This window comes from Mycoplasma sp. 1012, assembly GCF_054343455.1.
This window is the reverse complement of the sequence record NZ_JBTGVG010000001.1, coordinates 67028-79463: the sequence shown is the minus strand read 5'-3', so window position 1 is coordinate 79463 and position 12436 is coordinate 67028. Positions and strand designations below refer to the sequence as shown.

The window sequence follows — 12436 nt, the reverse complement described above, 5'->3', positions numbered from 1 at the left end:
ATTGAGAAATTTTTACACAAAATTTATTACACTTCCAAGCTTTCTCAGTTTAATGTATTAAAAAACTGTTTATGCCTGTTTTATGGGGCAAAACGGTTTTTATTTATCTGATTTAATTACATTTTATTGTGTTTTGATTTTTATTAATTCTCATTTAATTATTTTTTATTTTTCAATAACCCTTTTTTGAACTTCCTATATATTCTATTTTATTTTCTTCTTTTAATTTAGCAATATCACGTTCAATTGTTGTTTTAGACACTCCTAATATATTTTTAAGATTACTTCTTGTTATATTATTATTTACTTTCATTAACTCTAAAATTTTCTCTATTCGTTTTTTAGTATTTTGTTTTAAATTTTGGGCTTCATTTTGGGCTTCATTTTGGGCTTCATTTTGGGCTTCATTTTGGGCTTCATCTTCTATTTTATAATTTCTATTGAATAATGTAACAATCACGCCGTTATCAGAAATATAGTATTTAGGTTGTTTTTTAAAATCAGAATAATCTTCAAATATTCTTCTTACTCCTGTTGCATAGTTTTCTATCATATCAATTTTATCTAATGCATTTACAATGATTTTATTTCTTTTTGCAGCCATTCCCATTTTTATATTTTCAAGAGTTAAACCATCAGGTAAACTACCTGGTGAAAAAATTTGAACTCTATCTATATAAAATTCAATTTTTACATCACCGCTTAGTGTATAGTCTCTATGGCAATAAGAATTTACAATAGCTTCTCTCAATGCTCTCTTAGGAATGTCTAAATACTCTTCTCTATCTGGTTTACCTGAAATGGTAACTCTTTTTCTATTGGATAAACTAGAAAAATACAATATCTCATCTAGCTGTTTTAAAATTGACCCAGTAAATTCTTTTTTATCTAAAAATTCAATAACTCCCTTATCTTGAAACACTGCGAATTTACTTATTGTTGGATTTTGATCACTTAACAACAAAGCAGCATTATTATATTTATCATTTTTGCCTTTTAACGATAAAGCATATATATCAAATTTTATATTTTTTTCTTTAAATCTATTTTCAATATATGTAAAAGTCAAATCATTTCTATCAATACTATTTGATTCAAAATCATTTGATGGATGATTTCTAATCATTCTTTCAATTTCATTAAAACTTGCAACTCTTTTTGTACTACCAACTCGAATAAAAATCCCTTTAGAATTAAATCCTTCTCCTTCTTTATAAAAATAAGGTTTCTCCTTACCTTCAGTTATTTTAATTTTAAAAGGTATTTCATTAGGAAGAATATCAATTAAGTTTATAACATTTGGACTAAAAGCATTTGACACTCAATTAGATAGCAATTGTTCTCATTCTTGTTTTTTATTTTCTATCAATTCTTTATCAATACTACCATCATCTCTAACTCCTAGATGTATTTCTCCACCCTTGCTGTTTAAAAAAGAAACTATTTCTGCTTTTAGTTTATTTGCTTTATCTGGAATATCAATTTTATATTCAATTTTACTATTTTCCATATATCTCCCTATTTATGCGTTTGTTGTTTTCAAATATCATTCAATGAATTTATTATATCCAACACTTTATTTATTATATTTAAATTTTAATATTGTTTTAAAATTCAGAAATAGTTGATTTATTATACTTTTTCTTTTAATTAAATTATACATAACATAACTTATTTTAGTTTAAATCAATTGAAAATTTAATTAATTTTCTAAATCTATGTTTTTAAATTAATTTTTATTTATTTTTTTATATTAATTTATAAATAGGGACTTTAATAATACTTCAATATTTAAAATTTTAGGAAAAACGAGCTTATTTTCCTAATTTTTTTCTTTTTTATTTGTTTTTTATAAAAAAAAGAAACTTTTAGATGGAGGAAAAAAATGGAAATTTATAAAATAGGAAAAATAGTTTCAAAAAACAAAAATTACATTATATTAGAAAGTTCATCAACAGGACATCTTATATATGTTGTCAATAGCGATAAATTTGAAAAAGGAGAAAATAGAAAAGTTTATATTTACAATTGAGAAAATGATTATCAAAAAACAACATATGGATTTGAAAATTTTAGAGAAAGAATTTTATTTGAAGATTTATTAACAATATCAGGTGTTGGTCCTAAAACAGCATTATCCTTTATTTCTGAAGGATGAGAAAAAGGAATTAATTTAATTGCAGAAGGTGATTGAGAAAGACTTTCAAAATATACTTATATATCACAAAAAATAGCAAGACAAATTGTTTTTGATTTTCAAAATAAATATAGAAAAATATTAAGTAATTTAAAATCCAAAGAAGAAAAAGTAGATGAAAACAGCACAGAAAATGAATCTCATGAATTTGAAAATGAGTCTAATTCAAAACTTGATTTTAAGGTAATGAGTGAATTAGAAGATACACTTAAAGTCCTTGGTTTCCAAAAAAGACAAATTGATTATGCGATTTCATCTTTAGAACCAAGTGAAAATTTTGAATTCTTAGTTGAAGAAGCTATTAAATTAATTTCTAATGCAAGAGAATTTAGAAATTAGACCAAAAAATTTCGATGAATTTATTGGTCAAACAGAGCTAGTTAATACAATTAAAGTTTTAATAGGTTCATCAAAAAAGCGTAAAAAAACTCTTGATCATTTATTGTTTTTTGGACCACCAGGTCTTGGAAAAACAACTTTAGCAAAAATTATTTCAACGGAATTAGATGGTCAAATTAAGTTTATACAAGGTTCTTTAATAGAGAAAAAATCAGATATTCTTTCAATTTTTGGTTCTGTTAAAAAAGGGGATTTAATTTTTATTGATGAAATTCATTCTATGAATAAAAATATGGAAGAATTACTTTATACAGCAATGGAAGAATATGTAATTGATATTCAAATTGGAGTAGATGGAGAAAATAAAATAATGAGAATGAAATTACCTGAGTTTACTTTAATAGGTGCTACAACTAAATTTGAAAGATTAAGTCAACCATTAAAAGATCGTTTTGGTTTCATTGCAAAATTACAAAAATATTCTCCAGAAGAAATGAAAATCATTGCAAAAAATTCTTCATCAAAATTAAATATAGAAATTTCAGATAATGATATAAGATATATCACTAAATTTGCTAATAGTACACCAAGAATTTTAAACAATATTTTAAAAAGAATCAGAGATTTTTATATTTTTTCTCAAAAATCTAAAATTGATAAAAATTTAATTGATGAAACTCTTAAAAATATTGGAATTCATCATAATGGTTTAACTCATTTACATGTTGATTATTTAAAACTTTTAGGTAATATTTTCAAAAGAAAAAGTGTATCTTTGGATGTAATTTCAGGAATTTTAAAAGATAATAAAGATAACATATTGTTAAATATAGAACCCAATTTATTAGAATTAAATTTAATTGAAAAAACTAGTAGAGGGAGAAGAATTACGATTGAAGGAGAAGAATATTTAAAAAAATATAACTATATTAGTTAAAAATAACTAAAAATACCTTATAATATAAAATATTATTATGAAAAAGTTTTTTAGAAATATATTTAGTGCTAAAAATTGAAAAAGGTGATTTATTGCTTTTTTCACTTTTTCAACAGTCATAGTTTCAATTACATTAGGAAGCAAATATTATATTTCAAAAAATATTAATAAATCTATTGAATACGGTGGTGGTGCTGAAGTTCTTGTTCAAGTTACTTCAGAAGATAAAAATAAACCAATCGATAATGAAACAATAAAAAGGGCAGACCAAGCAATATTTAATCGTTTAACCGGTGGAGTCGGTTTAAATGGTACACAAGTTGCAATTGAGGGCGAAGGTAGAATAAGAATTTCTCGAAGTGGAATAACCACTAATGAAGAAATTGTTGATTTTACAAATGAAGTTATTGCAAAACAACAAATTATAATCACAGACATAAATAATAAACCTTTATTTTATAATGGAAAATTTACTACAGGACAAACTTTAGATTTTGAAAACGTAGATAAATGAAACGAAAGAGATTATGTTGCACCATTTAAATCAGGTGGAGCAAAAGAACAAATTGATAGCAATAATAGAAATCAAGTATTAATTAATTTAGCTGATAAATCTGGTGAGTTAGAATGAACAAAAGCTACTGACTATATTTCTAAAAGACCAGCAGGACAAAATTTAATTTTAGTTTGATTAAACTTAAAAGATTTAATTCATCTTGCTAATACTAACTTTAGAGATGAATGAGTTCATTCTGGATTTAATCCATATAAATTTGTTCATGTTAATGAAGAAACACAACCAAAAACTGTAACAAATCCTGAAACACATCAACCAACTGTATTTCAACCAATTTTAAAAGAAGCACAATTTGATGCTAAAAAATATTTAATTTCATCTGCTCAAGTCAATAGTGCTTTATCTGGTGAATCTTTTGTTATTCAAGGAAATTTCACATCAAGTGAAGCAAAACAGTTAGCTTTAAATATAAATTATGGAACCGATAATTATTCATTAAAACTTTTATCTTCATCATTTGTACCTAGAGATTTAGGAGAGAATGCATTTAATGGAGCTTTAATTGCAGGAATAATTTCAATTTCTATAATTGCTTTATTTATGATAGTTAATTATGGACTTCTTGGTTTCTTATCTACAATTTCTTTAAGTTTATATATATTTCTAACTTTATTATTATTCACAACAGTAAGAGGGGAATATTCACCTTCTACTATTGCTGCTTTAATAATAGGAATTGGTATGTCTGTCGATGCGAATATAATATCGTTTGAATCGATTAAAAAAGAAATTTATATGGGTTCTAGCAGCATTAAAGCAAATAGTAAAGCAAATAAATTTTCTTTTTCTACAATTCTGGATTCGAATATAACGACATTAATTGTTGCTGTAATTCTCTTCTTTTTTGGGACCAAAGATATTAAAGGTTTTGCAGTAACTTTACTATTTTCTGTGTTATTTACATTGTTAATTATGCTGTTCTTTACAAAATGAATTACAACAATGCTTGTAAAAACGGGTGTATTTGATAAAAATAAATTTTTATTAGGGGTTAGAAAAAAATACATTCCTTTATATGCAAGAGGTTATGTTGCAAAAATAGAAAGACCAGAATACCTAAATTATGTTAAATTTACTCACTACATTCCAGTTATTATTTTTATAGCTGCTTTTATTGTATTTACCACATTTGCAGTAATAAATAAGGATTTTATAAAAGGATTTAACCTTTCTTTAGAGTTTAGTGGTGGAACAAATATTTTAGTTGAAACTAAAGATAAAGATTTTGATTTTCTAACTTTAAATAAAGCAAATGAAATCAAAGACTTTCTTGAAAATAAAGGAATAATAAACGATAATCATCAAATTATTATTCAAAAAGTAGATCAACAAGCAGATATTTATAATGTTATAGTTAGAACTAATCAAAATATAACTAATATTCTTAATGAAATTAGTTCAGAATTAAATACTAAGTTTCAAAATATAAATATTATTACATATAGTATTTCTTCAGAAGAAGCAAGAAGTTTAGTAAATAATGCTATTATTTCTGTATTAGTTGCACTATTTGCTGTTATCTTCTATATAATTTTAAGATTAAGATGAACATTTGCAATAGCTGCAATTATTTCGCTAATTCATAATGTTATAATAGTTTTCTTAATCTTTATCATTTTCAGATTACAAATCTCACCAATTTTTATAGCCGCTATACTTTCAATAATTGGTTACTCTATTAACGATACTATAGTTGTTTTTGATAGAATTAAAGAAATCTTTAAAGAATTACCATATAAAGAAGTTAACGACTATAATAGATTAAGATTTATAGTTAATAAAACTATTAAAGAAACTATAAAACGTTCAATCTTTACTTCTTTAACAACAATTTTAACTGTATTAATTTTAATTATTTTTAAAGATTCAACTGATTTATACTTTAACATTGCATTGGTAACTGGTGTTGTGTTTGGAACATATTCATCATTATTTATCGCAAGTCATATTTGATTATTAGTTGAGACTTGAAGAAACAAAAGAAAAGCAAAAAGAATTGCAAATAAATACTGAAATACTCAAAAAATAAAAGAACAAACTTTTGTTGGTATTAATGATTTTGAAGCATAAAAAAGGAAAAAAATGTATATAAAACCAAAAGGCACAAAAGATATATACGATAAAGAAGTGTTCTTGTTACAAAAAATACAAGAAACTTTTTTTAATATTATAAAAAATTGAAATTTTAAATATATAGAAACTCCAATTTTTGAATATTCAAATTTATTTATTAGAACATCTGGAGAAACATCGGATATAGTAAATAAAGAAATGTATTTATTTAAAGATAAATCCGATAGAGAGTTAGCTCTTAGACCGGAAGGAACCGCTTCAACAGTAAGGGCTATTTTGGAAAATAAGTTATATATAAATAATAATAAGTTTGCTTATTTTGGACCTATGTTTCGTTATGAACGCCCACAAAAAGGACGTTTTAGACAATTTTATCAAGCTGGAATTGAATATATTAGCCAAAGCAATTATCTATATGATTTTGAAATTATAAGTTTTGCTACAAGATTTTTAGAACTTTTAAAAATTAAAGAAGTAAAGTTAAAAATTAACTGTTTAGGTTCAAGAGAAGACAGGAAAAAATATTTAGTTGAATTAAAAAAATATTTGATTACTCATCAAGATGAATTAGAAAAAGAATCAATTATTAGATTAGAAAAAAATCCTTTAAGAATTTTAGATGATAAAATAGAACAGACTAAAACATTTATCAAACAAGCACCAAAAATTTTAGACTTTATTAATGAAAAATCAAAAAATGAATTTAATAAATTGCAGGAGTTGATGCAAAAACAAAATATTGATTTTGAAGTAGATGAATTTTTAGTTCGTGGACTTGATTATTATGATGATTTTGTTTTTGAGTTTGAGTCAAGTTCAAAAGCTCTTGGTTCTAAAAGTACATTAATTGGTGGTGGAAGATATAATAATCTTTTTTGAGAACTAAATGGTCCACAAATGTCTGCAATTGGACTTGGAATTGGAGTTGAAAGAATTATTGAAATTTTAGACTTTAATAATGATTTTAATTATAATTCTGGAATTGATATTTATGTAGCAAGTTTTAATGAAGATGAATTTAATATAAATAATAAACTAATTCTAGAATTAAGAAAACACAACTTTAAGGTAGAATCCAATAAAGAAATTCAAAAAATAGCTAAAATTTTTGCAAAAGCAGAAAACATTAAAGCAAAATATATTTTATTTAAAGAAAAGAATCAAAAAAATACAGAACTAACATTAAAAAACCTTAGTACAAATGAAAAAAAGATTTTGCAAATAATTGATATAAAAGCTTTTATAAAGGAAATACACAATGAAATTAATTAATAATAACGAATTAAATATAAAAAATGTAGGACAAACAGTTACTTTATATGGTTGAGTTCATAACATAAGAAAATTTAAAAATTTCACTTTTATTGATTTAAGAGATCGTTGAGGAATTACACAAATTATCTTTAATAATGAAGAAAAAAACTTGTTTATTGCTAAAGAGTATGTAATCCAAGTTACAGGAAAAGTTTTTGAAAGAAAAGAATATAATGATAATTTAGCTACCGGACAAATTGAAGTTATTGCTGATGAATTAATTATTCTTTCTAAATCAAAAGAATTGCCTTTTGAAATTAATGATAAAATTAATGTATCTGAAGAACTAAGATTAAAATATAGATTTTTAGACTTAAGAAGAAATATTTTAAAAGACACCATTATTTTTAAAAATAAAGTTTTTAAATATTTAAGAGATTTCTTAGATGAAAATGATTTTATCGATATCGAAACCCCAATTTTATCTAAATCAACGCCAGAAGGAGCAAGAGATTTTTTAGTACCAACAAGAACTAAAGGAAAATTCTTTGCTTTACCACAATCACCACAATTATTTAAACAAATTTTAATGGTTTCTGGATTTGAAAGATACTTCCAATTTGCAAAAGTTTTTAGAGATGAAGATTTAAGAAAAGATAGACAATTTGAATTCTTTCAACTTGATCTTGAAATGTCTTTTATAGATGAAAAAGATATTCAAAATCTTGTAGAAAAAATGATGAAATACCTGTTTTCAAAATTAAATATTCCTTTAGAAATTCCTTTCCAAAGAATTGATTATGATTATGCAATCGATAATTATGGTAGCGATAAACCTGATTTAAGATACCAAAATAAATTAATTAATGCAAACATTTTAAATAACGAAAATGAATTTTTATTTAGTAACTCTACAACAAAAACTCTTTTTTTAGAAAAAGAAACAATTTCAAAAAAAGATTTCAAACATTTAGATGAAATAGTTCGTAAAAATAAAGGAAATAGATTACTTTATTTAATTTTAGAAAAAGGTCAAATAACATCTACTTCTTTTAAAATTGCTGATTTTTCAAAAATAAACAATTTTATACAAGAGCAAAAATTTAGTGATGGAACATTATTTATAGTTAATGATGAATATGAAAAAGTTTGTCAATCACTTGGAGCTTTAAGAGTAGAATTAAATAATTTATTTAAACTTGCTGATGAAAGTCTTTATAAATTTGCTTGAATAGTAAATTGACCAATGTTTGAATACGATGAAGAAAACAAAAGATATGCAGCTGCTCACCATCCTTTTACAATGTTTCAAGAACAATCAATTGACACTTTCCAAAGTGATCCAAAATCAGCAAAAGCTAAAGCATATGATTTAGTCTTAAATGGTTTTGAAGTTGCAGGAGGTTCTATTAGAATTCACGATAGTGAAATTCAAAGAAAAATGTTTGAAACCATTTCAATGTCTAAGGAACAAGCAGAAAGTCAATTTGGATTCTTTTTAAATGCTTTAGAATACGGTGTTCCACCTCATGGAGGAATTGCTTTTGGTTTAGACAGACTAATTATGATTTTAACAAAATCAGAATCCATTAGAGACGTTATTCCTTTCCCTGTAAATTCAAAAGGTATAAACTTAATGATTGATTCACCTTCAGAAGTTACACAAGAACAACTAGATGAATACTTTTTAGAACCAAAGCAAAAATAACGAAAATAAAGAAAAATCACAAAAATTCATCTGTGATTTTATTTTTTAAACTCCTTCAGGGAATAAAGCAGTATGAGTAAATCCTTCATAATCTGCTTTCATTTTGGTAAGATTTTCTTTATAAGATTTTGTTTGTTTTGGATATTTTTGTTTATTTGATCCATCGATTAAATTATGAGCTGGTCCGTAGAAAGCATCGTCTGCATATTGCGTTAGAAAGACAACGCCACCTTTACCAGAAATATCTTTTCAATCTCCTTTATTGGCTGTTGTTGCAAAAATTCCTACTGCAATTCCATATTCATTAAGAGCTAATGATCCAGAAGAACCTCAAAAGAGACCGGAATTACTTATAAGACCTTGATAACCAATCCCTTTCATTGTTCTATTATTATCAAGTTCAGATTTAACATCTTGGCCATTAGTAAAGTTTGCTCTTTGTGCAAATGCTGCACTGTCTCTTTCTATATTTTTGGAGTAATTACGCATTCAAAATTGTTGATTGTCTGTAGATGGATAACCAGCAATGTATATTGATTTAAGATTTGAGTGAGAACGATTTTTAGAATTATATTGATTAATTTTAGCATCTTCTTTATTTAATCATTGACTTGCATAATCAATATCAAGATAAGGAATAGAATTATTTTCAACATTAGGTATATTATTTTTACCTTTTGATCTTGTGATACTATTTTTTAATGCAGCAATTGCATTATCTATTTTAGTTTTAAATTGAGTTAAATTAGCATCTGTTGCATTTTTCAAATTATTATAGTGAATTTTTAATGAAAAGACTGCAAAATCTTTTCCTACAACTAAATCTTTATTTTTGTCTTCTTCTTGTTTTTGAGCACTTTCTACTAATTTTTTATTTGTTTGATCATCAAAGAAATTTGTAGCAACAAAGACTGTTCTTGGATTATCAAAAACATTTGTAGTTTTAATAAAACTATTTAATGTTGTGTCATCATACTTTGTAGTTTGTGCTGATGTTGCATTAGTATAATAGATTGCTTTATTACCTTGTCCAGGGTGTTCCAAATTATTTATTGAAGCATTATTTGCTATGTTTTTAGGAGCAAAACCGATGTTAAAACTTTCAATTGAATCTGTAGAATTTTTAGAGAAATAATCAGGAAAATCAGTTTTTCATTTTTGATCTAAAGCATTATATGCACGTTGATACACGTGAGCATTAGTAGCAAGGAAAAGAACTAATTCATCAGAATTTTCTTGATTATTTTTTCAAGCATAATCCAATAATCAAGCAGTACCATTTGGATTATTTGCTATTACACCAGATTGATTATCTTCAGGATCAACTCCGTTAGAATTAAAGGAAATTGCAAAACTTCTATCTAAAATTTCATTATAAGCTTCACTTTCAGAAATAATTAAATCAGAATCTTGTGGACCTAAATCATCCCTTTTTATTTGATCTTCTCTTTCTCGTTTTTCTCTAGCTTCTCTTAATTGTTTTTCAACATTGGAAGGATCAAAATAAGGTGGCATTCCGTTGTTTGGGTTTTCTTTTGGTGTTTCGGTTTCTGGGGGATTATCTTTAGGATTTGTAACTGGCTGTGTTGGTTTGGGTTCTTTTGAAGGAGGATTTTGAGGGTTTTCTGGTTTGTTTTCTTTACTTTTTTGTTTGTAAAAGAAACCAAAACCAAAGGATTCTTCTATATTTTTGATTTTAAAAGCTCAATACATTCTTGTTGGTTGGAGAGTTACAGAACTAACAGAAATATCACTAGAAAGTGTTAAATTTTGTTCTTGTAAAAATTCTTTTAATATTTCTAATTGTTTTGCATGAGAGATTTTATCAATCTTTTTTTCAAAAAATTTAGAAATATTTTTTTCTTCATCAGAGAATGTTTTCTTAGCATTCTTTAGAGTTTTATAGTCATTGGATTTTTCATATTGATGTTCATTGGTTGGTTTCACAGAAATTTCATTTTTAGTGTTTGAGCAAGAAAAAAGCATTAATGGAGTAAAAGAAGCAAGTGGAATAAATAACTTTTTAATAAATTTTTGTTTTTTCATTTTTGTAAAATATAAAAATAAAATCTAAAAAAATAGATTTTATTTAGTTAATTATTTATTTTGAATTGCTTTAATTCCAGGCAATTCTTTCCCTTCTAAGAACTCAATAGAAGCTCCACCACCTGTTGAAATATGACTAAATGCTTGTTCAAAACCAAGTTTTTCAACTGCCGCTACAGAGTCTCCCCCACCAATTACAGAATAAGCACCATTTAGTTTAGAAATTGCTTTTGCAACTTCTTCTGTTCCATATTTAAAGTTAGAAAATTCTGTTACTCCCATTGGTCCATTTCAAAGAACTGTTTTAGCACCTTCAAGTTCTTTTTTGAATAATTCTATTGAATATTTGTCAATATCTAGTCCCATTGTATTATCGAGAATTTGTAAAGGATTTGAGTCATTTAAAATTCTTTGTTGATCTTCAAAAGATTTACCCATAGCGTGATCAACTGGTAAAATAATTTTGTTTTTGTATTTATTTAAATAATCTTTTGCTAATTCAATCTTATCTTCTTCAACAAGAGAAGTTCCGATATTAAAACCTAAAGCTTTATTGAATGTATAAGCCATACCACCACCAATAATAACTTTATCAGCTTTTTCTAAAAGCGATGATACAACGCCAATTTTGTCTGAAATTTTAGCTCCTCCTATAATTGCAACAAAAGGTTTTTCTGGATTTGTAACAATTTTAGAAAGTGCTTTTACTTCTTTTTCTAATAAGTAACCCATTGCAGATTCTTTGATGTTAGAAGCAATACCCACGTTTGAAGCGTGTGATCTATGAGCAGTTCCAAAAGCATCATTAATAAATACATCACCTAAAGAAGCTCAGTATTTTCCTAATTCTGGATTATTTTTTGATTCAGCTTTATCATTTAAATCTTCAAATCTTGTATTTTCAAATAATAAAATTTGCCCATCTTTTAATTTTTTAATTGCATCTTCAAGTTTTTTTCCTTTAGTTTCGCTAATAAAAAGAACTTCTTGATTTAATTGTTTAGAAAGTTCAATAGCAACTGGTTGAAGAGATTTTTTTGCTTTATCTGCTTCTTCTTTAATTCTTCCAAGGTGAGAAAAGACAATTGCTTTTCCCCCTTCACTAATAACTTTTTTAATTGTTGGAAGAGAAGCTACAATTCTTTTTGTAGAAGTAATTTTACCATCTTTAATTGGAACGTTAAAATCTACTCTTATTAAAACTTTTTTACCTTTTAATTGTAGATCATCAATTGTTTTTTTAACTGTTGATTTCATTTATTCTCCTATTTTTTATTTTTATTAATAATATTATAAAACTTTTTT

Annotated in this window: 8 protein-coding genes; 5 read left to right on the top strand and 3 right to left on the bottom strand. The window is 25.2% G+C overall.

Translation table 4 applies throughout. The annotated features are described in order from the left end of the window. Positions 1-154: 154 nt before the first annotated feature. On the bottom strand, positions 155-1510 hold the full coding sequence (locus tag ACXX89_RS00365; RefSeq protein ID WP_458557247.1) for an ATP-binding protein: 1356 nt from the start codon (positions 1508-1510) through the stop codon (positions 155-157). Between the two features lie 375 nt (positions 1511-1885). Here ACXX89_RS00365 and ruvA point away from each other — a divergent pair, with 375 nt between their 5' ends. From ruvA to aspS, 5 genes are read left to right on the top strand one after another with little or no spacing between them, the layout of a single operon-like run. After that, positions 1886-2536 (top strand): Holliday junction branch migration protein RuvA, encoded by a 651-nt coding sequence (ruvA, locus tag ACXX89_RS00360; RefSeq protein ID WP_436358541.1) that lies wholly within the window; start codon positions 1886-1888, stop codon positions 2534-2536. Next, the gene (gene ruvB, locus ACXX89_RS00355) at positions 2514-3473 is read left to right on the top strand and encodes a Holliday junction branch migration DNA helicase RuvB (RefSeq protein ID WP_458557246.1); all 960 of its coding nucleotides are present in this window, start codon (positions 2514-2516) and stop codon (positions 3471-3473) included. Before ruvA ends, ruvB begins: the two co-directional genes overlap by 23 nt. A 37-nt stretch (positions 3474-3510) precedes the next feature. Then, positions 3511-6120, top strand: a complete 2610-nt coding sequence (gene secDF, locus ACXX89_RS00350) for a protein translocase subunit SecDF (protein WP_436358539.1) — start codon at positions 3511-3513, stop codon at positions 6118-6120. Between the two features lie 12 nt (positions 6121-6132). Then, the gene (gene hisS, locus ACXX89_RS00345) at positions 6133-7395 is read left to right on the top strand and encodes a histidine--tRNA ligase (RefSeq protein WP_458557245.1); all 1263 of its coding nucleotides are present in this window, start codon (positions 6133-6135) and stop codon (positions 7393-7395) included. Continuing rightward, positions 7382-9085 carry an aspartate--tRNA ligase gene (gene aspS / locus ACXX89_RS00340; protein ID WP_436358537.1) on the top strand — a complete coding sequence of 568 codons (1704 nt, stop codon included), beginning with the start codon at positions 7382-7384 and terminating at the stop codon, positions 9083-9085. The genes hisS and aspS overlap by 14 nt, the downstream gene beginning before the upstream one ends. Positions 9086-9130: 45 nt before the next feature. Here the strand turns inward: aspS and ACXX89_RS00335 are convergent, their stop codons facing one another. Next, positions 9131-11131, bottom strand: coding sequence for an MIP family Ig-specific serine endopeptidase (locus tag ACXX89_RS00335; protein WP_458557244.1), 2001 nt, complete (start codon positions 11129-11131; stop codon positions 9131-9133). Between the two features lie 51 nt (positions 11132-11182). Then, positions 11183-12388: a phosphoglycerate kinase gene (locus ACXX89_RS00330; protein WP_458557243.1), complete on the bottom strand. Its 1206-nt coding sequence runs from the start codon at positions 12386-12388 to the stop codon at positions 11183-11185. Positions 12389-12436: the final 48 nt, after the last annotated feature.